Genomic DNA, 23,618 nt, shown 5'->3' with positions numbered 1-23,618 from the left:
CCATGTCTCTGGTCAGTCCACAATGAATACTGAGCATTTCAAACAATTAAAATGTGTCTTGTGAACTTGATAGTGAATTCACACCTCGATTTCAATCGGGTGTTCTAAACTAAAAAGGATTTCAACCTAAGTCAGGCTAGGAGAAATACGATGATTACTGTACATAGGCATTACCGAGTGGCCGGTAAGCCACAGTTACATGCTCATATCGAAGTCAACCCACTGGGCAAATTATGCGTCGATGTGATGGAAACGCACCAACACCATGTCGCGGAATTTGAACAAGTGAAGTTTGAAAAACAGAGTGGGCATACTCGAATTGTCAGCACCAACAAAAAACGTCCATGGCAACTTTCTTTGGAAGAACCAGATGCCCGCGAGCTCAGTCATCTCATTGAAGATGCGACGGATGAGTTAGAGCAGCTCATGAACGATCTCTAATTCTTGCGCTGTTTTGTGATGATGAGACTTCGGAGAAAAGTGAGTGCCAAAAGGAAGAACAGAGGTCAACACATACAATGCGTTGACCTCTGTTTTTTGAGCTTTTAGATCCTGAAATTGACTAATCAAATATCAGTGATGGGTTCAGCTCTATTCCACGATTTGGAATGTGAACCGCTTAAGCTTGGGTATGGAATTGTTCACACGCCATCATGGTATTTTCAATCAGGCTCGCGACAGTCATTGGCCCAACACCGCCCGGTACAGGGGTAATGAAGCTAGCACGAGTACGAGCAACATCGTATTCCACATCGCCAACTAACTTACCAGTTTCTAAACGGTTGATACCGACATCGACCACAATCGCGCCTTCTTTAATCCATGCTCCAGGGATAAAATTCGGTTTACCGACGGCAACCACCAAGATATCCGCTTGGCGCACGTGTCCTTCAAGATCTTGAGTAAAGCGGTGGCAAGTGGTGGTGGTACAGCCTGCCAGTAAGAGTTCTAAAGTCATCGGGCGACCCACAATGTTGGATGCGCCGACAATCACTGCATGTTTGCCGCGCAGTGGAATGTTGTAGCGTTCAAGCAAAGTGATGATGCCTTTGGGCGTACAAGAGCGCAGTTTAGGAATGCGCTGTGCCAAACGACCTACGTTGTATGGGTGGAAACCATCCACGTCTTTTTCTGGATGGATGCGCTCCAACACTTTTGTGGTATCAATACCTGCTGGTAAAGGCAACTGAACTAAAATACCGTCGATTTGTGGATCGTTATTCAGTTCATCAACCAGTGATAGCAAGGTTTCTTCACTGGCGGTTGCAGGTAAATCATACGATTTGGAGACAAAACCGACTTCTTCGCAGGCACGACGCTTACTGCCGACATACACTTGTGAAGCAGGATCTTCGCCCACCAACACAACCGCCAGCCCCGGGGCTCGTAACCCGGCTTGAATTCGAGCTTTAACACGGGCTGCAACTTCTGAGCGCACCGTTTGCGAAATCAGCGTTCCATCAATATTTTGAGCAGTCATGACTTTCCTTACAGATTTGGAGCGAAAATTTTTGCGCGCATTGTCGCAGATATTTTTGATAACATCCACAGGCAAACGTTTGCTTTGTTCTGTTTTTCGGCAATTGAAGTGAGATTGGCAAAATATTGCTCATTTGAAACAGAAAGTTAGACAAAGGCGTTGATCTAGCCCGTTTAACTCGTATAATCCTGACCCTGTAGCGCGCCCTTAGCTCAGTTGGATAGAGCACGTGCCTTCTAAGCATGTGGTCACAGGTTCGAATCCTGTAGGGCGTGCCATTATTCCAGACCCCAGCAAAGCTTATTTGCTGGGGTTTTTTGTGTTGGTTTTACTTGGTTGGCTTATCCAAGGAGTAGGGTTTTCAGGTGTATCATCAGCAAGGTGTGCGACCTCTCGGTTTTTTCTGTGCGTCCTATTTACAAAGCCATCAGGTGGTGCAAGGATCCGCGTACTCGGGGAGAGGGTAGTCCAACGCCAGATATCACCGTCCTTCCATATTACCTATTATATTCAACCGTTTATCCGCATTTTCAGTCAGAGATTGGTACTTTCGTATATCGCCGATTTGCCTCACTGAGAAAGCAGGGAGATCATCGATGAAACGCATCCCCGCATTGGACAGTATCCGAGGATTATTGTTGGTGTTAATCACCTTCAACCATCTGATCTGGTATAGCGGCGGTACAACCATACTGCAATTGTTCACCCATGAGCCTGTGGGAGTATTTGGTGCAGCTGAAGGTTTCATTTTTATGTCTGGATTACTGGCTGGCATGGTGTATAGCCGCCGTGAGTATTCTGACCGTCAAGCGACCAGTAAAGTGTGGCATCGAGCCCTGACCATCTACAAATATCACATCGGTGGATTGTTCATTGCGATGCTCTGGTTTTTGCTGGGAAGCGTTTATTTTCCTGAGCAAGTAACAGTATTTGGTGGAAGCTTCAGTAATCTGCTGACGATGCCTTGGCTGACTATGCTGATGAGTTTCCTGCTGCTCAATAAACCTGCGTATCTGGAGATTTTACCGCTCTACATCATGTATATGCTGATTTTCCCTCTGGCTCTGTATGCATTTCGCCGTGGCTACCTCTGGTTAGTGCTCGCGGTCAGTGTCGCTTTGTGGGCAGGCAGTAGCTGGATTGAAGCTTCTATGTTGACACCTATATTCAAGCAGGTTTCAGCGAAATACATACCTGAGCTGGGCTACTTTGATCCGTTTGCGTGGCAAGTGTTATTTGTGTTTGGCGGAGCCTTGGGTTTTGCTAAACGTCAAGGCGATTTGGCTTGGTTCAATCCCAAATTAGCTTGGGCGTGTGGTGTGTTGGCTTTGATTATCTTTGTGGCCTACCGTGATCTTTTAGCGCCATTTGGGATCACCAAACAAATGGTGTTTGCGGCATCCAGCAAACCAGAACTCGGTTGGTTACGGGTACTTAGCCTGAGTGTGTGGATTTACCTAATTGCGGTGATTATTCGCTTTTTCCCATCTGCTTTGGTGTTTGAACCGCTCAGCTACCTTGGCCGTCACTCACTTCAAGTATTTACTTGGCAAACCGTGTTGATTTTCTTAACTGCGCCTTGGTTGTTGACGACGCGTGATTCATTTTGGCACACATCCATTATTTTATTGTTGTGCACGACATTATGGATTGCAGCTTGGTTACAGGAACAACGTAAAGATAAAGTGATGAATCTGTCATCGGCTGTAGTGGCTGGTCTTTCCCTGCTCTTGGTTGCGACCACCAGTTTTGCTGCTATCCCTCAGCCACAGAAAAGTGACGTTATCGCGATTAGTGATGAGGTTATCGCTGATCCGTTATCCGGCAGTGAAATTGCGAATGATGAAGTAGTGAGCGAGCCAAACAGCAGTGAAGACAATCCGGTGAATTAGCTCAAAGCATCGTGGGTATTGTTCACTGTTAGTAGCGGTGACTAGCCAACGAGATATATCGGATACATAGATAATCAGCCTGCATTGTGCAGGCTGATTTGTTTTTATCGCTTAACTAAAATAGAGCCAAATTCCAACGCCAACCATAAGTGTGCCCGCTATACGATTCAATAAACGAACGTGGCGTGCTTGGCCCAATAAGCGTTTTAGCCCTTTTCCGCCAGTCGCGTACAGACTCATGCTGATAAATTCTGAAAGCAGGATGATGGCCACCAATAGGGTGAGTTGTGGAGCAAGGCTTAGAGATTGGTCGATGAAGGGAGGAAGGAGCGAAATCATAAAAGCCCAACCTTTGGGGTTGGCAATCGCAGTGACAAAGCCTTGCACTAATAGTCCCCAATCACTGCCTTGGTAAGTTGTCTCCTGTTCGACATTGATCGCCAGTTTGCCGCGTGATCGCCACATCTGAATGCCTAAATAAATCAGGTAACTCGCTCCCACTATCTTAAATAGAGTAAAGATGCTCGGGTAACGCAACATTACCGCTGCAATGCCAACGACCGCAGAAACAGCAACCAAAGCGACCCCGAGTAGTTCGCCAACCATCATCCACAAGGTTCGTCGATAACCCACACTCATTCCTAACGTGAGTGCTAAGGTCATGTTCATGCCCGGAGTGATCGAGACAAAAAAGAAGGTGGGAATAAACAGTCCCAATAGAGCGCTATTCATCAAGTTATCTCCCTAACCAGATTATTATCGTGTTATATCCATTAACAACAGATTCACAATATAGGCCAGTCTCAAAATGCGCAATCTTCAATTAATTCAATCTCTCTTTTTATTCACGTTAAATAGATAGGTTTGCAAATGGATGACCTGCTGTAACCCTAAGAAATTTGAGGTATAGCGAAGTGGCAAGATACAATTACGGCATTGAATCTAAATGGATAGCGTTATGAAGAGAAAGCTTTGGTTGAGTAGTGTTGTGATGTCCGTGGTTTACTCTGGCGCCGTGTGTGCGGACAACGCTCAAAATTGGGAAACCTTGAGTGATATTGGTACTTACGGCTTGGTCGGATTGGCGTTTGCTATGCCAGCTTATCAGAGCGATTGGCAAGGTTTTACACAAGCAGGGCTTAGCATTGCCACCGCTTCAGGAGTGGGGCTTGTGACTAAATCGTTGATTGATGAAGAACGCCCAGACGGCAGTGGTAATGATAGTTTTCCGTCAAACCATACCGCGAATGCTTTTGCAGCTGCGACGACGTTAAACATTCGTTACGGTTGGGAAGTTGGTTTGCCTGCGTATGGTGTGGCGGCGTTATCTGGCGTTGGGCGAGTTGAAGGAAATAAACATTACTGGCGAGATGTGCTCGCAGGTGCGGTTTTGGGAACCGTGTCGGCATGGATATTCACCGAATCATTGGATGATTCGGTTCAAGTATTACCTTGGATTGATGGGGAACAAGCGGGTATCAGTGTGACTATGCGTTGGTGATAGCGGAAGAAAAGCTTGTTCAATGTTTGAATTGCAACCCCTATGCGTTTTATTTAAAAGCCCTAGCTTTCAGCTGGGGCTTGGCTTATTGGCTGAAGGGTAACGATGTGCGCTCCAGCCTTGAGGTTGATTTCTGCTTAATGCAGAGGGTTTGCTTTGAAGTATTCAATCATCCAGTTGGTGTGATCTGGTGCTAGTGGTGTACGAATGCCGTTAGAAACCGTATTGTGCAGCAGCTCTTGTGGCGATGCGTAAAACGCATTGATCTCTTCATCCACATACGGCAGCACTTTATCAAGCAGCATCATATGGTGCATTTGGGTGAAAAGCGGTTGTAACCCAGCACCACTGTTAGAAAAGGCACTACTATGACTGCCGAAGCCATGGCCAAACTCATGAGCGAGAATACCAAAACCTGAACGATAGTAGTGGCCGTAGAAAAGCCAAGTATCAATGCCAAGTACGGTACCGCCACCAAGTCCGCCACCAATGGTAGATACACCCAAATGGATCAGATCGCGGTTCATGAATTGCTGGTATACACGTTGGTAATCCGCCGCGGTAAAGTTACCATTTGGAGCATTCACAGGGCCTGCATTACCGAAGAACTCATTGGTTCCTTGACCAAATGTCTCTTTGTAATTGAACCAGATGTGTTCAAACTCAGGGCTGTTCATGATGTACGCAAAGTTAGTCATCATAATCATCCACTCACGAGCATATGGACCTGTAATGCGTCCCCATTTGCCGTGTGTTTCAGGACTGTAGTTACCAAAGCGCAGACGCCAGCTCGGTTTTAAGTCAGTGATTTTTTGTACAAAGGTATCGGTGTCTGAAGTAAGACGAATATCAATCAGATCTGATGGCAAGTAATCCAAGTTTTCCAGGCCAGAAATCGCATACGATTTTAGTTGGTCTACGCTGGTGTAATAATGCCCATCTTGTAACGTATAGTTCAGCTCATGTTTTGAGAACGGCTCTAATTGGGTAATGGTTCCCAAGTTGATCCATTCGCCCTTTGAGCCAAAGCGCGCTTCTACATCCAGATCGTAAGTTGTTTGAGCTGCGTAGCTGGTGATCTCAAGCTTATCAATCCCTTGCTTACCAGAAAGGATGCGGTTGACACGTACTTCATGATTTTGAATGAGACTTTCCCAGCTTTCGTCATTTTGCAGTAGCTTGGCTTTACTAACCTCTGGTGAAGTCAGATCAAAATCGGTTGGCTGTTCATTGTTCGGCATATCTTTTACCGACACAGTGAGCTGGACTTTATCTGCCAGTACCACGGTTTTACCCTGCAATAGAGCAAGGGTGTTGTTTTCAACAGCAAAGTCGAAAGCTCCGACGGGCATTTCTTCACGATTTTCTGCTGTATTGTAGTAGCGGTTAAACGTATGTAGAGGCGCAGTAGCAACGCCATTTTCATTGAAGCTAAATTTACCCGCAGGGTACTCTTCAATCATACCCGAGCGTGTACCCGCGAAAATGGCACCATTTTGCGCTTCATACATGCAGCGTCGGTTGGCATTGTTGACAACATATTTCGCTTCAACCAGCTTTTGGCTCTCTTCGATATTGGTAATGTCGAAGACATAAGTTTTACCATTATCAAAGCTAACGATCAGTTCGTCCCCAACCACTTCTAGTTTCAGATTGCGATGGATGGAGTTGCTGTCTGGCAAATCAAAAAAAGCATGCTTAACCGCACGTTTATGGTTTTCTAACGTGACATCACTTTGTAGGTAAATTGAAATTTTACCTGTGATGTCTGCGACAAACACATAGTTATCGTTAGCCGCAACAGCGTAAGGGTGAGTCAGCGCATCGCGGAATTTATCACCCCAATACACTCCCGTACCTAATGACATGATGATCTGGTTGTTGTTCTTGGTGTCATAAATATCGACACGGTTAGACGACAGTGATGCCATGTACAAGCGGTCATTGTGAACCGTGATGTCACTCACCACACGAATAGTTTCCTCTTTACCGTTCAGAGTGAAACCCGTTATTGGTGATAGTGCACGTTTGTTCACTAAGTCGTAGCGGTCGATGTTTGATTTTTCGTCTTTTTTGGCCGTGTTACCGACATATAGGATGTTATTGTTGATGGCAATAGACTCTGGTGCGAATTCAGATTCTGTTGCGTAGCCAAAGGTTGAATGGTTTAGTTTAAAGCTGTTACCCAGATAGCTGAGAGAAAAGGTTTCGGTAACGGTTGCTTCAATTTCTTCCCAAGCGTCTTGCCAGACGTTGCCTTGGCCTGGTTCGTAAGCTGGTTGTGAGCACCATCCTTCGGTTGCCCCGAATTTACAGCGATAGTAACGACCATCATTTTCGACAATATCTCCGCCTACATAGCGATTACCTTCAACGTAACTCGGATGATTACCATCTGTAGGTGGTGGGGTAGGAATTTCTGGTTCGACAGGCGGTTCTACTGGTGGTGTGATTTCAGGGCTATCAGAAATAAGAACCCAAGGGGAATCCCAGCTATTTTCCGTGATCTCAGCAGGCGACTGATTCGGATTTGCCCACCACTGCGCCTGATAAAGCTTACCGTCGAAGTAAACTTGTTCACCGCTTGCGTAGCTTTGGTGTGGGTCGTAGTTTTCTGCGGCCAGTACAGAGCCTGCGCATGAAAGTAACAATGCCGTAGCAATTATGTTTTTTTTCACAATATAAACTCACTTTAAGAGAAGTTAAAAAATCGGATATTCAACATAGAACTATTCACTGCCTACAGAACGCTCAAACAATGAAGAGCCTTATGTGAACAGTTTCAGTGTAAATTTTGTGTATTAACCCGAAAATCTCAAAAAAGAGATTTTTGCCTTAGTGTCAAAAAGATAAATAAGCACAGTTGATTTTATGGAATGGTGTATGTTAAGTGTGAAAGGTGACAATATATGGAGCAAAAACCATGGCGAAATGCACATACAGATTTAGCATAAAGAGTTGTGTCGGTATGGTGATTCACCGAGCCATTGATGACTCGGTGCAAGCGTTACTTTGGAGAGGGGTCAAGCTGGTATGAGTTTGACTATGCGTTGGTGATAGAAGGAGATAAACCTTCCAAAGCTTGAATTGTGTCGATGACTGCTGGTGGCAATAGCGCTTTTTCGCCAGTTTTGAAGTTAAACATCACCACGGTTGCGCTACCGACGGTGGTGACTTTTCCCAGTTTCTGGCTAACCACTTGGTACTCCATGCTAAAACGATCCGCTTGCACGGCTGTGATTCGTGAGCCAATCAGTAAGGTGTCAGGAAAGGTTACTGGAATTTTATAGCGCGCTTGAGTCTCCGATAAAACGGGGCCAATTTGGGTGCTCTGCAACTCTTCCATCAGTTTTAAATGGGCGAAGTAATCGATTCGCGCGGTTTCAAAATAGCGGAAATAGACGACGTTATTGACGTGTTGTAGAGCATCCATCTCTCCCCACGCGACAGTGATGCTGGTCACCACCGGAAAATCCTTTAAAAGCGACTCCATGTTTTTTACTCATGTTGTTATTAGAACATTTAGTCTAACGACAAGTCGCTATTCAGAGCTTGAGTTTGTTAGCAAAACGTTAAATTTCTTCGCTGTCGAGAGCCGTTTGGGTTTGAGTTATGCAATGTGTGGCCAGTTGTTGGTAACTCTTCTGCATAGTCAGTACAAAATGATCGGCATCGGTAAAACCTGTTAAAGGTTCACCAATGACCACATCACAATTGAAAGGCACAAACATCACGGTTCCTTTAGGCAGAGAGCGACCTAGACCACGCATCACGACAGGCAGTACCGAACGGTTAGGATGGTTTTTGACCAGATGATAAATGCCTTTTTTCAAACCACTCATGATTTCTGGCTCACCGCGACTGCCTTCAGGGAAAAGAATCAGGATTTCACCCTGTTCTAAAGCATCATGACAGGCTTGTAACACGGCATCTCTTTCGTTACTCGAAGGCGAACGACGGATAGGGATGATCCCAATAATATTAAGGGACAACCAAGCTATAAACGGATTGACCAGAAAGTAATCTGCTGCGGCAACTGGCCGCACTCGATGGATCAAGTGCAGCGGAAAAAGTGCCATTAGCACTAACGTATCCAAGTGGCTGTTATGGTTGGCTGCGATAATGATTGGCCCTTGGCTTGGCAAATTTTGTCGCTGCAAAATGTTTAGCCCTAAACCAATGAACACTAAGGGTTTTACAATCAGCAGAAAAAACATCACTTTTAGAAAGCGCGCCATAAATACCTCAATAATAGAGATAGTAGATGTAGTGGAAAAACAGCGGTGCGGTAAACATCAAGCTATCAACTCGATCTAAAATGCCACCGTGACCCGGAATAAATTGGCTGGTGTCTTTAATGCGCAAGTCGCGTTTGACCGAAGAAATCACCAGATCACCAATAAAGCCGCTCAACGCAATAATGACCCCAGCGACCAGTCCTTGAGTTGCGGTTAAAGGAGTTAAATAAGGTGCGGCAAAGTAAGAGACGGTAATGACAGTCATTGTGCCACCAATAAAGCCTTGCCATGTTTTGTTTGGGCTGACTTTGGGCACGATTTTGTGCTTGCCGAAGCTTTTGCCCCACACATATTGGGCTACGTCATTGAACTGGGTCATGACTAACAAAAACAGCAACATACCTAATGAACCCGCATCAGCATTCAAGCTAGGTAAAACCAATAGGTACGCCATATGGCTGATACAGAAAACGGTCAGCATCATCGCCCAATGAATGATCCCTGCAGAGCGAATAAAGCCCTTAGTGTCACCAATCAGTACCATCACCATAGGGAGATAAAGGAACACATAGACCGGAATAAAGATGATGAACATGCCGTACCAGCCAATCGAGAGCCAGTAATACTGGAACGGAATCGAAAGGTAAGCCCAGAAAATCACCCGGCGATCGGTCATTCGTGTTGGCACAATGGAAAGAAATTCCTTCAGTGCCATAAAACTTAGGAATCCGACAAAAAAGAGTGTGTAGTTGAGGGGCAATTGCAGCACTACAAAAACGATAGCCACCATCCACCACCAAGAGCGGATTCGCAGTTTAAGTTCTAAGTAATCTCGCTCTGGATGGCGACGAGACAGCCATAAGTAAGTGAGAGTGCCAACCACTAAAATGGCCAATATCACCAACATCAAATGCAGTGAATGATCAGGAATGTTGAGCATGTTTATTCACCTTGAGTGGGCGATGACGGCACGCGAGTTGCGTGAAATTGATAGATGTGTTGTAAACGTCGCCAAACAGTGGCCACTAATCCAACGAGCATGACAGCCAAAACACCATCCATGCTGTAGGCCAAAAGTGCTGGCGGCTCACTAAGCAGAGACAGTGCAGCAATCATCAGTAAACTGAATGTCAGTAGTGCCATGCGGTGCTGTTTGGCCATAGGGCCACGAAAATCGGCTTCTCCACCCATACTGACTCCCAAAACCCGAACGTATGCCGTCAATACTGCAAGGAGTGCGCAGAGCCAAGCCAGTGTCATCCCTAAGGCCGAAGCGGTGACAAAACCTGCACCGATAATCAGTAAAGGGTCAGCGATTCGGTCGGGAACATCATTAAAAAGCTCGCCTGCTAGGGTTTTCTTGCCGCCTTCCACGGCGACCATGCCATCAAAAAGATTGCACAGTAAGCGCGCTTGAATACACAAAGCCGCAACGATTAGCCACAATGGTGAAGGGTGGTAATGATAAAGAGCCAATAGGGCACAACCGAGTAGCGCAAAGGCAATACTCATTAACGAAATTTGGTTGGGGGTGATCTGTTTTTGGCTCAACCAAATTGTGATGCGTTTGGTGAATTTGAGTTCTCTCACCGCTAGAGGACGGCGGTTTTTCTCTTCGACTGTTGTCATTTCCATATAACCTCTTGTTACCACAAATGAAAGTGTGGTTGGCAATAGGCGATGTGGTATCACCAATCTGTAGTTAAAAGAAGCGCTACACAGTAGGAATGAGTGATTTTTGGCACGCATCTCAATCTTGTGGCAGTGAGTGCTAATGCATCACTCATTAATTTGAGTTGAGGTTAAGGTGTTGCCTGAAGCAAAGTGGTGCTCGCAAAAGGTTGCAAACTCTTCCTTGGTGATGGGGTAAGAGAAGTAATAGCCCTGAAATTCGTCAACCCCGAGCTGTTTGAGCTGTTCTAATTGCGCCAGTTGCTCAACCCCTTCAGCAACAACCGTCATCCCCAACTGGTGAGCGAGATTAACAATCGAGGCAATAAAGATCGCTTGTTGCTGGTTCTGGTTCATATTGTCGACAAACGATTTATCAATTTTCAACTTACTGAATTTAAGGTGATTGAGTTGATACAAAGAAGACCAGCCAGTTCCGAAATCATCGAGGGCGAAGCGGACTTTCATCTTTTCCAACTGATTGATGATTGCCAGACTGTGGGCGAAATCTTCAATGGTCATGGTTTCGGTCAGTTCTAAAATGATCGAGTTGAGGAAGCTTTCTTGGTGGTCAAAGATATCCTTGATTAACGTGGGAAGTGTCTCATCAAACAGAGCATTGGATAGATTGATTGAAACATCTAACCGATGGTTATACTCATGCCACTCCTTTTTCAGTGCCAAGTAAACCTGTTCCATAATCCATGTGCCGAGCTGCTTCCCAAGCCCGTACTCTTCGGCAATCTCAATCAGATATTGTGGGTCAATCAAATCAAATTCATCGTGTTGCCAACGCAGTAAAGCCTCGCACCCTAAACGTTCAGAATGACAAGATAAGATGGGTTGATAACACACGTACAAACTAGTTTGGTTGGGGTCGGAAAGGAGCTGTTGTAACTGCTCCGCAAGTATCCGTTTTTTATTGTAAGCACACTCGATTTCACGGGTGTAATAGACCACTTGTCCGTCAGGCGTTTTTTTTGCGATGTGCAGAGCCAAATCGGCATTATTTAGTAAGCTACTGGCACGCAGTGCTGAGTTCGCTTGGCCTGTATCTGGATTTTGATACGTGACCACCCCCATGGCGATGCTTAAGCGCTTGGTTGGATCATTGTCTTTAACGAGTTTGGTTAAATCATTCCATAGGTTACGGATAAAAAATTCTGCATTTCCACTACAGGGATGGAGCAAAACCGCAAATTCATCAGCACCAATTCGAGCGCATTCATACCCAAAAGGTTGGCAGCGTATCGCTAATAGTGAGGCTATTTTGATTAAGAGTTGATCACCAAAAGCGTAGCCTATGGTGTCGTTCAATTCTTTGAATCGATTGAGATCTAACAAAACCAGTGCGATAGCATCTTCTTTGCCAAGATGGTTTTTTTTCAATGTCTTCACGATGAAATTGCGGTTTTTCAGTTGAGTTAATGGATCATGCCAAGCTAAAAACTGTTGGTAATCGGCAGAGCGATAAGTCAGGTATGAAAGCAGGATCAAAATGAGCAGAATTGCAGCAAAAAAAATAGAGTAGTTGCTGCTTATTTTCAGCAATCATATGTAGATGGGAGTTCGCGCTTTCCCCTGTGAAATTCACAACAGCTAAGTCCCGGATTCGATCACTGTATGACTCCAGAACCTGCCTTAGCTGTTTTAGTTCAGTTATATCACCGTGACTGACGGCCAAATCGTAGCTTTTCAGTTGGGTAAAGGTTTCTTGAATGATCTGCTGCGCACCGTGCTGCTCTCGAATATCTTGTGTTTCTTTGCTGGTCAGAAAGAGATCGAAACGATTCCACAAAATATCGTAATTGATGGTCATCGAATGGTAATGCTCATTACTGGCGGTAAGTAAATAGCTATCCAGCCGATGTACAAAATCGAGGGTTTCGACTTCAAGTTGAGCCAAGGACCAAGCGGCGATTTGGGTATATTTGGTCAACATATTGTAGGTATTGGTAAAGCGCACCATCGCCCACAAAGAGAGCAGGATGATGGCGAAAACCAATACAAAAAAAGCAAGCAGAGACTTTTTCATAACCGTTATTGGCTGATGACATCTATGCTGCTGATTTGCCAAACCATGCGGCTGTGGAGGATTTCATTATCCAGTTCTTTACTGCTGGTCAGTGGGTAAATTGACCAGATGGGTCCTCGATCACGAATAGCCATCGGTTTCCCATTTTTCTGAATCGCAAATACCGGATTGTATTTTTGGATGTCGGAATAAGGGATGATCGCCCAGTATTTGTTTAAAGCAGTCACCTTCAGATCAGCTTGCTTGACCCCTAACCAAGCGAGAAGCGCTTGAGCTGAGATGCCTTTAAACTCTGCACTGCCTTGTGTCCATGGTGTTTCGGTTGTGATGGTTAAATCGCTGCGTGCAAGAAGTTCTTGGTAGGTGGCTGTAAATTGCTGGCCTTGATGGGTTAACGTGAGAATAGGTTCATCGGCAAACACTTTGTTGCTCAATAACGTCAGCAATACCAAGAAAAAAGTACTCAGTGCTCTCATTGGTTATGCCCTCTATGGTTGAGTATCTCTAATAGGTATAGGTAGCTCATGTGCCACGTGCAAGGTACATCTCTGGCTTAACACTAAAGTCGCGTAGATGAATCGTCTGGGTGAGCGAGTGAGACTAACTTTTGTCACAAAAAATTAACTTTTCGAACTCTTGCTGATTTTCTGAAACTTCACCATATTGTCATTGCCGTGTCATAAACATAAAGGTGGGGGAATCGATATGGAACACGTTGAAATGGTTCAACCTAGCACGCTAGGAGTTGTGGGTCGTACTTTGGTGTTTTCCTTGCTGGCATTAGGCTTCACCTTCATGCTTTTGTAATGACACCGGATCCTTGTGAAAGCCGAGTTTAATACTCGGCTTTTTTGTCTCTTGAAGAGCAACTTTCGTGTGATGGAAGCCCACGATAAAAGTGGTCGCAATAAAACCTAGTGAAATGGTCAGGTATTTGCTAACGTGCGGACAAACGATTTATCACGAGTGAAGTTATGTCGGTGTGGAATTCTGTTCGCCTCAGTCAACGTTTTGCGGCTTTGCCCAAAGCTTTTTATACCTCAATTCATCCGCAGCCTTTAGAGAACGCGCGTTGGGGGATGTGGAATGCACTTTTGGCACAAGAGTTTGGCTTGCCCGAAGTGCCGAATTCTGAATTGCTCGCAGCGCTTTCAGGGCAACATCTTCCTGCTGATTTTGCCCCACTCGCGATGAAATATGCAGGCCACCAGTTTGGTGTGTATAACCCAGATTTGGGTGATGGACGCGGGCTACTGCTGGCAGAAATGGCCTCAAAAACCGGGGATGTCTATGACATTCACCTGAAAGGCGCAGGGCTTACACCTTATTCAAGAATGGGAGATGGCCGCGCAGTGCTGCGTTCTTCCATCCGTGAATACTTGTGCAGTGAAGCCATGGCAGGGTTGGGGATTGCCACTACTCGAGCCTTAGCTCTCATGAATAGCGACACACCGGTTTATCGTGAACGTGAAGAACGCGGAGCCTTGTTAGTGCGTGTAGCGCAAAGCCATATTCGTTTTGGCCATTTTGAGCATTTTTATTACACCGAGCAGCATACCGAACTGAAGTTACTGGCGGATAAAGTCATCGAATGGTATTTCCCAACTTGTGCGCAGAGCACTAAACCTTATGCCGATTGGTTTCATCAAGTTGTTGAGCGTACGGCGCTTATGATTGCCCAATGGCAGGTTTACGGTTTTAACCATGGGGTAATGAACACCGACAATATGTCGATTTTGGGGCAGACTTTTGATTACGGGCCCTTTGCCTTCCTAGATGACTACGACCCGAACTTTATCTGTAATCACTCCGATTATCAGGGGCGTTATGCTTTTGATCAGCAGCCGCGGATTGGGCTATGGAATCTGTCGGCATTGGCGCATGCACTCTCACCTTTAATCGAAAAAGCGGATTTAGAAGCTGCTTTGGAAAGTTACTCTGAGCACCTTAACCGTTATTTCAGCCAGTTGATGCGCGCTAAACTCGGTTTAGCGACTCAGCAAGAGGGGGATGGGGAACTGTTTACCGATTTCTTCGCGCTGCTTGCTAACAATCACACCGACTACACTCGCTTTCTGCGTGAACTTTCTTGCCTTGATCGACAGAGTACAGAGGCTGTGATTGATCTGGTGGTCGATCGCCAAGCGGCGAAGGCTTGGTTAACTCGCTATCTTGAACGTGCGGCTCGCGAACTTGGCCAAGATGGTCAGCCAATCAGCCAAGTTGAACGTTGCCAAGTGATGCGTCAGGTGAACCCGAAATACATTTTGCGCAATTACTTGGCGCAACAAGCCATTGAATTGGCGGAGCGAGGCGATTTCCAAGAGATGCAGCGTTTGGCCCAAGTGCTCGCGACCCCTTATGACGAACACCCTGAGTTTGAACATTATGCGAAATTACCTCCGGAGTGGGGTAAAAAGCTGGAAATCAGTTGTTCATCCTAACCGCAACTCATGGGTGGAAACTCACACATAATTCAAATTTGATGGGTGGATTTCCACCCATTTTTTATACCTTGAACAGCGAGCTTGCGAGATTGAACCTAGAAAGTGAATTGCAAGTTACTGATTTTTAGTAAATGTTAAATTTGTGTAACTTTTGGCGCGCTTGTTGCTTTGGTAAAGGTACGCAGTCCAATGATGGGCTGAAAAATCCAACCAAGGAGAATAAGAATGTTCAAGCCGCTTACCCTAATTGCCGCTTCTGTCCTCGCTGTCACTAGTTTTAATGCTGCTGCTAACTGTGACCCTGGTGAAATCGTTATCAAGTTCAGCCATGTGACCAACACAGACAAACACCCGAAAGGGATTGCTGCGTCATTGCTCGAAAAACGAGTGAACGAAGAAATGAATGGCAAAGCTTGTATGCAAGTGTTTCCTAACTCAACGCTGTACGATGACGACAAAGTGTTAGAAGCGCTGCTGAATGGCGACGTGCAACTGGCGGCTCCTTCGCTGTCAAAATTCGAAAAATTCACCAAAAAGTACCGCATTTTTGACCTACCTTTCCTTTTTGAAGATGTTGATGCCGTTGACCGTTTCCAAAGCTCTGCTAAAGGCGAAGAGCTGAAAAACGCCATGACTCGTCGTGGTGTGAAAGGTTTGGAGTTCTGGCACAACGGGATGAAACAGATTTCTGCGAACAAACCTATCCTCGTTCCAGCGGATGCCAAGGGTTTGAAATTCCGCGTACAGGCATCAGATGTTCTGGTTGCTCAGTTTGAGCAAATCGGTGCAAACCCACAGAAAATGTCTTTCGCAGAAACCTACGGCGGTTTGCAAACCAAAGTTATTGATGGCCAAGAAAACACATGGTCAAACACGTACGGCCAAAAATATTTCGAGGTGCAGGATGGGATTACTGAAACCAACCACGGCATTCTTGATTACCTCGTCGTGACCTCAAGCAAATGGTGGGACGGCTTACCTGCGGATGTTCGTGACCAGTTTGCCAAGATCCTCAACGAGGTAACGATTGAGCGCAACGCTGAATCCAACAAAGTGGAAGAACTCAATAAGCAATACATCATTGAAGCGGGTGGTGTGGTACGCACATTAACGCCTGAGCAACGTCAGCAGTGGGTCGATGCACTCAAACCAGTATGGAAGAAGTTTGAGAAAGACATCGGTGCTGATCTGATTGATGCTGCATTAGCTTCGAACCAGAAGTAATCACTCTTTGGCCCCATGTTAATGGGGCCTTTTGCCTGTTCGTCACACTATTAGAGCGATGTATCACATGGAACAGTCATGGTTTTCGAGGGTTGGCCAATTCACCGACTCGATAGAAGAATTTCTGATCGCGTTTTTCATGGGCGCGATGACCCTACTCACTTTTGCTAACGTCATCATGCGTTATCTATTTAACGACAATATTCTCTGGGCGTTAGAAGGCACCGTATTTATGTTTGCTTGGATGGTGCTGGTGGGCGCGTCATTTGGCGTAAAAAGGCATTTCCACATCGGTGTGGATGTGCTGATTAATATTGCTCCGGAAGGGCTGCGCAAACTGTATGCGTTGGTTGCGGTGGCATGTTGTTTAGCATTTTCAATCTTGTTGCTGATTGGCTCTTGGAACTACTGGCATCCCTTTATCACTGAACGTGCTTGGTACGAAACCGACGATATTCCTATGCCTGATATGCTGCAGTTCCTCGCTGATTGGGTTAACGAAGGCGAGCGTTATGAAAAACTGCCACGCTTCATTCCTTATGCCGCTCTACCGATTGGCATGGCATTACTGACTTTCCGATTTTTACAAATCGCTTGGCAAATCATCACAGGCAAGCTGGATCGCATGATTGCTGGGCATGAAGCAGAAGAAGACTTGGAAGCACTGAAAGCTGAGCTTTCAGAAGCCGGTGAGGCAATGATGCCTAAGACTCAAGGCAAGGAGAAGTAAGCCATGGCCGTTGCACTGTTATTTATTCTTGTCATCGGCATGATGATTGTTGGTGTGCCGATTGCTATTTCACTGGGTTTATCCAGTATTTTGTTCCTGCTCTGGCATTCGGATGCTTCTTTGGCATCGGTTGCACAAACCTTGTTTAACGCTTTTGCTGGCCACTACACCTTATTAGCAATCCCGTTTTTCATCTTAGCTTCAACCTTCATGTCGACAGGTGGCGTGGCGAAACGGATCATCCGCTTCGCGATTGCTATGGTTGGTTGGTTCCGTGGCGGGTTGGCGATTGCTTCCGTTGTGGCCTGTATGATGTTTGCGGCCTTGTCTGGTTCATCACCGGCTACCGTGGTGGCGATCGGTAGTATCGTTATTGCGGGTATGGTTAAAAACGGCTACAGCAAAGAGTTTGCCGCAGGGGTGATTTGTAACGCGGGGACTTTGGGTATCTTGATCCCACCTTCGATTGTGATGGTGGTGTACTCAGCAGCAACCAACGTATCGGTTGGACGCATGTTCTTGGGTGGTGTGATACCAGGTCTATTGGCTGGTTTAATGCTGATTGTGGCTATCTACATTACTGCTCGGGTTAAGAACTTACCGAAACAGCCCTTTGTTGGTTGGAAAGAAGCACTAAAATCCGCCAAAGAAGCGAGCTGGGGTTTACTGTTGGTGGTGATCATTCTAGGCGGTATCTATGGAGGGATTTTCACTCCAACTGAAGCTGCAGCCGTAGCCGCAGTGTATTCGTTCTTGATTGCCAACTTTATCTACCGCGACATGGGGCCATTTGCGGATAAGAACAACACCAAGCCAGCACTCGTCAAAGTGTTTGAAACCTTCGTGCATAAAGACACCAAAGCCACTTTGTATGATGCGGGTAAGCTGACCATCATGTTGATGTTCATCATTGCCAACGCTTTGATTCTTAAGCATGTGCTGACTGAGGAACGCATTCCGCAGATGATTACGGAGTCCATGTTATCCGCAGGTTTAGGTCCAATCACTTTCTTAATTGTGGTTAACCTTATTCTGTTGATTGGTGGACAGTTCATGGAACCTTCAGGTCTGTTGGTTATTGTTGCACCATTAGTGTTCCCAATCGCTATTGCACTGGGTATCGACCCGATTCACCTTGGTATCATGATGGTGGTGAACATGGAGATCGGGATGATCACGCCGCCCGTTGGATTAAACCTGTTTGTGACTTCCGGGGTCGCCAAGATGTCGATGATGAACGTTGTCAAAGCTGCACTGCCTTGGGTCGGCGTCATGTTCTTATTCTTGATCATCGTGACCTATGTACCTTGGGTATCTACTTGGTTGCCAACCCTCTTAATGGGGCCAGAAATCATCACTCGTTAGAGGTTGACTTACTAATCAAAGAAAAGCCCTTCGTATGCGAAGGGCTTTGTTTTTACGATTGCCTTTTAAGATGACATCTGGGCAGACCTTAGGGTTTGTAACTCTCTTTATCGAGCTGATACTTCTGCATTTTGTCATACAAGGTTTTGCGCGGAAGATTGAGACGCTCCATGGTGGCTTTGATGCTGCCGCCACACTCAATTAAGGTCTGTTCTAAGATTGATTTCTCAAACTCCGCCATTTGCTCATTAAGTCCTAACAATTTTGATTTTGGCTCGCTGCTTTCAGCAAATTGAGCCAGCTTACCCAATAACACATAACGCTCGGCGGCATTACGCAATTCGCGCACGTTGCCCGGCCAGTCGTGACTAAGCAGGTTTTGTACATCATTGGCAGTCAGGGCGGTTGCGGCTTTGCCATAACGTGCGGCAGCAACAAGCAAAAAATGGTGGAACAGCGCCGGAATATCTTCTCTGCGCTCACGCAGTGGTGGAATATCCAAGGTCACAATATTGAGCCGATAATAGAGATCTTGCCGAAAATGCCCTTCGGCTGCCGCTTGTTTTAAATCGATTTTCGTTGCAGCAATTACCCGAATATCCAGTGGGATCAACTCATTGGAACCAATGCGTTCTATCACACGCTCTTGCAGCACACGCAGCAGCCGGATCTGCGCCTGCATCGGCATTGACTCAATCTCATCCAGAAACAGTGTGCCGCCTTGCGCATGTTCAAACTTGCCTACGCGTCGAGTGTCAGCCCCAGTAAATGCACCTTTTTCATGTCCGTATAGCTCACTCTCAATTAAGTTCTCCGGCACAGCACCACAGTTAATCGCAACGAAATTCTGTTCACGGCGCGAGCTTTGCTCATGCAGCGAACGCGCGACCAGTTCTTTACCCGTTCCGGTTTCGCCAAGCAGTAAAATATCAGCTTGAGTATCAGCCACTTGAGCAATCGTATCGCGCAGAGACTGAATCGCTGCTGTCTCACCAATTATCCGCGGGCCTAAGGTTTGGCTGACTTTTAGGCTGCGTTTTAACTGACGGTTTTCAAGGGTGAGGCGTCGTTTTTCGATCGCGCGATGGACAGTATCAATGAGTCTTTCGGGGGCGAAGGGTTTCTCAATAAAATCGTAGGCACCATCGTGCATGGCTTTGACCGCCATTGAAATATCGCCATGTCCAGTCATCAGAATAACGGGCAGTTCATCATCTTGATGCAAAACCGAGCTGAGTAAGTTCTGCCCGCTTAAACCGGGTAAACAGATATCGCTAACGATAACCAATGGCAGACCTTGTTCTTTGATGGTCAGCAGCGCTTCTTCTGCGCTAGCAAAAAATTGTGCTGTTAGATCGGCTAACTCAAAACTTTGTGCGAGTGCGATACGAATATCGCTCTCATCATCAACTAAAAATACATCACACATGGTCATTCCATATTGAGTGGTGTGAAACGGGGTAGGGAGATAATAAAGCGCGCACCACCAATGGGTGCGGTTGCTACGTTCAGTTCTCCCTGCATACTGTGCAAAATTTGCTGTGATATCGAAAGCCCAAGTCCGAGACCATTTTTCTTGGTGGTATGAAATGGCTCAAAGAGTTTCGGCAGCGTTTCAAGGCCAATACCCGGGCCGTTATCATCAACGAAAATCTGCACCTGCTGCTCAGAAATTTGCAGCCTAATTTGTACTAAACGCTCAGCTTGTTCATCCAATGCCTGTAATGCATTCGTGAGTAGATTGATCAAAACCTGCTCCAACTGGATCGGATTCACCCGCACCCAAACTGGAGTGTCAACCTCGCACAATTCCAGCTTAGTCATCTGGGTTTTAAATTGAGCGGTCATCAACTCTTTGGCCGATAGAATCAATGGGTACAGCTGAACGTCTTGCTGCTCATTTGAGGTAGATTTACGTGCAAAAGATTTAAGTTGCTCACTGATTTTGGCCATACGTTCAGTCAGTGCGGAAATGCGTGTGAGATTTTCTTCGGCTCGTTCAGGCTTGTTGGTGGCGAGGAAACGGCGGCCGTTATCCGCAAAACTACGGATTGCCGCAAGCGGATTGTTCAGCTCATGACTAATACTGGCTGACATTTGACCCAACACCGCCAGTTTCGCCGCTTGGATCAATTCATCTTGCGTTTGGCGCAGCACTTGCTCGGTTTTGATCCGCTCGGCAATCTCGGCATGCAGCTTGGCTGTACGCTCCATCACCTGAAATTCGAGTTTCTGTTTGGTTTCTTGCTGGATCTGCTCAATCTGTCGCTGACGCATCACGCGGTGATGCCAAAGTTGAAAACCCAGATAGACAATGGCAAACACCATACAAAGGATTATCACAAGGCCAAACGCTGACCAAAATAGCTCGATTTTGGGTGAGAGTACGCGAATGGTGAGCGCAAGTTGGGGTAGTGCGCGGCTCGAAACGATGTAGTCATCTTGCAGCCAATGTTTTTCTGGTTTACGCCACTCGCTTTGCTCTGCTTGTAAGTCCCCTTGCCAACCTAATGATGGGATAGGGCTATCTAAATATTGTTGGCTGGCTCGAATCTCTTTTAGCTGCGATTCAGGCAAATCGGCCACACTATGAAACAACCATGCAGGCTGGCTCGACATAAAAACCACCTGATGATCATCGGTAGCCACAAAATAGCTACTTTTGCTTTGCCAGCCATCTTCAATGGCAGACAGATCCATTTTGACGACAATAACCCCAAGAGTTTCCGCCGCATAAATCACTGGATAAGCGTAATAATAACCGCGCTGTCCTGAAGTGGAGCCTAATGCGAAATATTGGCTTTTTTCACCCGCAATCGAGAGATAGAAGTAGGGTCGCCATGCAAAATTGCGTCCGATAAAAGAGCGATCCAAATTCCAGTTACTTGAAGAAATCGTGTTGCCAAAGCGGTCAATCAGATACGTGTCAGCCGCTTGAATCACCTCGTTGACCTGTTCTAAATAACGATTGGTGATATCAATTTGCGCTGAATTCTCAGGAGCAAGTAGAGCATCAATCAGCTCTTTATCTTTTGAGATTAAGTGGGGAATGTGTGCGTATTTATCTAAAGTCGCCGCAATATGACTAGAGAAGCGATCAAGCTGCGACTGGTGTTCATCAAGCAAAGACTGATACTGGAAACGCCAGTACAAGTGTGTGCTTAAGCTCGCCAGCACAATAAAAATCACCCATAGCATCAGGCTAAGACGACGAATCGATGGCATCCTTGACTCTTCTTTTGCAAATCCTTAACTCTCATCATACTGAGAATGGCTCGCTCAGGCGTCTAAAAAGATCGCAATCTCCGCTTACAAAACAAGAGCAAGATCTCTTTTTACGCTTTTCAATAAAAAAAAGCCTCGATTCCGTTGAAAAAGCCTATATTGTCCCCATTTCAGAGTGGCTATTGGTTTCCTTTTGATGGAATTTTTAGCACTTGATTGGGTTTTCAGGAGATTGGCTTGACTCTGACCGGGTATTAACTCGACAGCTCCGGTTGTGGTCGTTAGAATGTCGCGTCTGAAATTTGGTCCTGAGACTAATCGGAGATACCTTTGCTAAAAGATATCGCTCATTAGTCAGGTTTTCTGGTGATTCGCTTGAAAGCCGATGCTCAATATTTACATTTAAGTGTTCAATCGGGCACAACACAAGGATGCAGCCACACGTCGTGTTGGCTCATGACGCTCAGAAACCCTGAGCCAGTTTTGAGGTTTAGAAATAATGCAAGTTACTGTTGAAACGCTAGAAGGCCTACAGCGCCGTCTGAATATTACTGTTCCAGCTGCAAACATCGAAGACGCTGTAACAGCAGAATTACGCAACATCGCGAAAAACCGTCGTTTCGATGGTTTCCGTAAAGGCAAAGTGCCAATGAAGATGGTTGCTAAAATGTACGGCAAAGCAGTACGTCAAGACGTGCTGGGTGAAGTAATGCAACGCCACTTCATCGAAGCAATCGTAAAAGAAAAAATCAATCCAGCTGGCGCACCAATTTTTGCTCCAGTTGAAATTGGCGAAGGCAAAGATCTGGTTTTCACAGCAACATTCGAAGTTTACCCAGAAGTTGAGCTGAAAGGCCTAGAAGACATCGCTGTAGAAAAGCCAGCTGCAGAAGTGACTGACGCTGACGTAGCAGAAATGCTGGAAACTCTGCGTAAGCAACAAGCAACTTGGAAAGAAGTTGACGAAGCGGCTGAGAACGGCAAACGCGTTTCTATCGATTTCGTTGGTTCTATTGACGGTGAAGAGTTTGAAGGCGGTAAAGCTGAAAACTTCCCTCTGGAAATGGGCGCAGGTCGCATGATCCCAGGTTTTGAAGACGGTATCGTTGGCAAAACTAAGGGCATGGAATTCGTTATCGACGTGACTTTCCCAGAAGAGTACCACGCAGAAAACCTGAAAGGTAAAGCAGCTCAGTTCGCTATCAAAGTGAACAAAGTTGAAGCTCGCGAACTGCCAGAACTGAACGATGAATTCGTTGCACGTTTCGGCGTTGCTGAAGGCGGCGTTGACGCCCTGAAAGCTGAAGTACGTAAGAACATGGAACGCGAATTGAAGCAAGCAATCAAAGCGCGCATCAAAGAGCAAGCGATCGAAGGTCTAGTTAAAGCGAACGAAATCGACGTTCCTTCTGCACTGATCGACCAAGAAATTGGTGTTCTTCGTCAACAAGCTGCACAACGTTTCGGTGGCAATGTTGAAGCTGCTGCTCAACTGCCTCGTGAACTGTTTGAAGAGCAAGCGAAGCGCCGCGTAGTTGTTGGTCTGCTGCTGGGTGAAGTAATCCGTACTCACGAGCTGAAAGCTGACGAAGAAAAAGTGAAAGCACTGATCACTGAAATGGCTACTGCGTATGAAGATCCAACTGAAGTTGTTGCTTACTACGAGCAAAACCAACAGTTGATGAACAACATGCGTAACGTTGCTCTAGAAGAGCAAGCGGTAGACGCGATCATTGCAAAAGCAAAAGTGACTGAAAAAGCAATCAGCTTCAGCGAGCTGATGAACCCAGTTGCTGCTTAATAAGCAAAC

Annotated in this window: 18 protein-coding genes, 1 tRNA gene and 2 pseudogenes; 10 read left to right on the top strand and 11 right to left on the bottom strand. The window is 46.0% G+C overall.

The window, feature by feature from the left end; translation table 11 throughout:
* Positions 1-150: 150 nt before the first annotated feature.
* Entirely contained in the window at positions 151-441 is a 291-nt protein-coding gene (locus tag D908_RS13020) for a hypothetical protein (RefSeq protein WP_000633734.1), read from the top strand.
* A gap of 178 nt (positions 442-619) precedes the next feature.
* Here the strand turns inward: D908_RS13020 and folD are convergent, their stop codons facing one another.
* Complete coding sequence (gene folD / locus D908_RS13025) at positions 620-1,480, bottom strand: bifunctional methylenetetrahydrofolate dehydrogenase/methenyltetrahydrofolate cyclohydrolase FolD (RefSeq protein ID WP_000126768.1); 861 nt, start codon at positions 1,478-1,480, stop codon at positions 620-622.
* Between the two features lie 201 nt (positions 1,481-1,681).
* On the opposite strand from folD, the gene D908_RS13030 reads away from it, so the two are divergent.
* Positions 1,682-1,758: transfer RNA gene (locus D908_RS13030), tRNA-Arg, on the top strand.
* 318 nt (positions 1,759-2,076) lie between these two features.
* Positions 2,077-3,372 (top strand): OpgC domain-containing protein, encoded by a 1,296-nt coding sequence (locus D908_RS13035; RefSeq protein WP_005523579.1) that lies wholly within the window; start codon positions 2,077-2,079, stop codon positions 3,370-3,372.
* Between the two features lie 111 nt (positions 3,373-3,483).
* Here D908_RS13035 and D908_RS13040 read toward each other — a convergent pair whose 3' ends face one another.
* Entirely contained in the window at positions 3,484-4,104 is a 621-nt protein-coding gene (locus D908_RS13040; RefSeq protein WP_005523577.1) for a LysE family translocator, read from the bottom strand.
* A 226-nt stretch (positions 4,105-4,330) separates the two neighbouring features.
* On the opposite strand from D908_RS13040, the gene D908_RS13045 reads away from it, so the two are divergent.
* Positions 4,331-4,873 carry a phosphatase PAP2 family protein gene (locus D908_RS13045; protein ID WP_032467548.1) on the top strand — a complete coding sequence of 181 codons (543 nt, stop codon included), beginning with the start codon at positions 4,331-4,333 and terminating at the stop codon, positions 4,871-4,873.
* A 137-nt stretch (positions 4,874-5,010) separates the two neighbouring features.
* On the opposite strand, the gene D908_RS13050 is transcribed toward D908_RS13045, so the two are convergent.
* From D908_RS13050 to D908_RS13075, 7 genes and pseudogenes are all read right to left on the bottom strand, one after another.
* Positions 5,011-7,551 carry a hypothetical protein gene (locus tag D908_RS13050; protein WP_005523573.1) on the bottom strand — a complete coding sequence of 847 codons (2,541 nt, stop codon included), beginning with the start codon at positions 7,549-7,551 and terminating at the stop codon, positions 5,011-5,013.
* 365 nt (positions 7,552-7,916) lie between these two features.
* Positions 7,917-8,366 carry an acyl-CoA thioesterase gene (locus D908_RS13055; protein WP_000444709.1) on the bottom strand — a complete coding sequence of 150 codons (450 nt, stop codon included), beginning with the start codon at positions 8,364-8,366 and terminating at the stop codon, positions 7,917-7,919.
* Between the two features lie 79 nt (positions 8,367-8,445).
* On the bottom strand, positions 8,446-9,111 hold the full coding sequence (locus tag D908_RS13060) for a lysophospholipid acyltransferase family protein (RefSeq protein ID WP_005523571.1): 666 nt from the start codon (positions 9,109-9,111) through the stop codon (positions 8,446-8,448).
* A 7-nt stretch (positions 9,112-9,118) separates the two neighbouring features.
* Positions 9,119-10,051, bottom strand: coding sequence for a phosphatidate cytidylyltransferase (locus tag D908_RS13065; RefSeq protein WP_000932186.1), 933 nt, complete (start codon positions 10,049-10,051; stop codon positions 9,119-9,121).
* Positions 10,052-10,053: 2 nt separating this feature from the next.
* Complete coding sequence (locus tag D908_RS13070; protein WP_005523569.1) at positions 10,054-10,746, bottom strand: CDP-alcohol phosphatidyltransferase family protein; 693 nt, start codon at positions 10,744-10,746, stop codon at positions 10,054-10,056.
* Positions 10,747-10,890: 144 nt separating this feature from the next.
* Positions 10,891-12,724 (bottom strand): annotated as a pseudogene (locus tag D908_RS0119085) (putative bifunctional diguanylate cyclase/phosphodiesterase).
* Positions 12,725-12,822: 98 nt separating this feature from the next.
* Positions 12,823-13,293, bottom strand: coding sequence for a putative pterin-binding protein (locus D908_RS13075; protein WP_001202369.1), 471 nt, complete (start codon positions 13,291-13,293; stop codon positions 12,823-12,825).
* A gap of 498 nt (positions 13,294-13,791) precedes the next feature.
* On the opposite strand from D908_RS13075, the gene D908_RS13080 reads away from it, so the two are divergent.
* The 4 genes from D908_RS13080 to D908_RS13095 all read left to right on the top strand — a co-directional run bounded on the left by D908_RS13080 (position 13,792) and on the right by D908_RS13095 (position 18,583).
* Complete coding sequence (locus D908_RS13080) at positions 13,792-15,261, top strand: protein adenylyltransferase SelO (RefSeq protein WP_005523565.1); 1,470 nt, start codon at positions 13,792-13,794, stop codon at positions 15,259-15,261.
* A gap of 228 nt (positions 15,262-15,489) precedes the next feature.
* On the top strand, positions 15,490-16,488 hold the full coding sequence (gene dctP / locus D908_RS13085; RefSeq protein ID WP_000476117.1) for a TRAP transporter solute-binding subunit DctP: 999 nt from the start codon (positions 15,490-15,492) through the stop codon (positions 16,486-16,488).
* 67 nt (positions 16,489-16,555) lie between these two features.
* On the top strand, positions 16,556-17,218 hold the full coding sequence (locus D908_RS13090; RefSeq protein WP_000438263.1) for a TRAP transporter small permease: 663 nt from the start codon (positions 16,556-16,558) through the stop codon (positions 17,216-17,218).
* Positions 17,219-17,221: 3 nt separating this feature from the next.
* Positions 17,222-18,583 (top strand): TRAP transporter large permease, encoded by a 1,362-nt coding sequence (locus D908_RS13095; RefSeq protein WP_000257374.1) that lies wholly within the window; start codon positions 17,222-17,224, stop codon positions 18,581-18,583.
* 88 nt (positions 18,584-18,671) lie between these two features.
* On the opposite strand, the gene D908_RS13100 is transcribed toward D908_RS13095, so the two are convergent.
* Both D908_RS13100 and D908_RS13105 read right to left on the bottom strand, forming a co-directional pair.
* Entirely contained in the window at positions 18,672-20,012 is a 1,341-nt protein-coding gene (locus D908_RS13100; protein WP_005523564.1) for a sigma-54-dependent transcriptional regulator, read from the bottom strand.
* Positions 20,013-20,014: 2 nt separating this feature from the next.
* Complete coding sequence (locus D908_RS13105) at positions 20,015-21,808, bottom strand: sensor histidine kinase (protein ID WP_005523563.1); 1,794 nt, start codon at positions 21,806-21,808, stop codon at positions 20,015-20,017.
* Here D908_RS13105 and D908_RS22285 point away from each other — a divergent pair.
* A pseudogene (locus D908_RS22285) lies at positions 21,798-22,005 on the top strand (TolB protein). The gene D908_RS13105 and the pseudogene D908_RS22285 sit on opposite strands and share 11 nt — an antisense overlap.
* A 302-nt stretch (positions 22,006-22,307) precedes the next feature.
* Positions 22,308-23,609, top strand: coding sequence for a trigger factor (gene tig / locus D908_RS13110; RefSeq protein WP_001198449.1), 1,302 nt, complete (start codon positions 22,308-22,310; stop codon positions 23,607-23,609).
* The last annotated feature ends 9 nt before the right edge of the window (positions 23,610-23,618 follow it).

The sequence above is a fragment of the Vibrio mimicus CAIM 602 genome (assembly GCF_000338875.1).
Classification (GTDB): Bacteria; Pseudomonadota; Gammaproteobacteria; order Enterobacterales; family Vibrionaceae; genus Vibrio; species Vibrio mimicus.
This window is presented reverse-complemented; position numbering and strand designations above follow the sequence as displayed.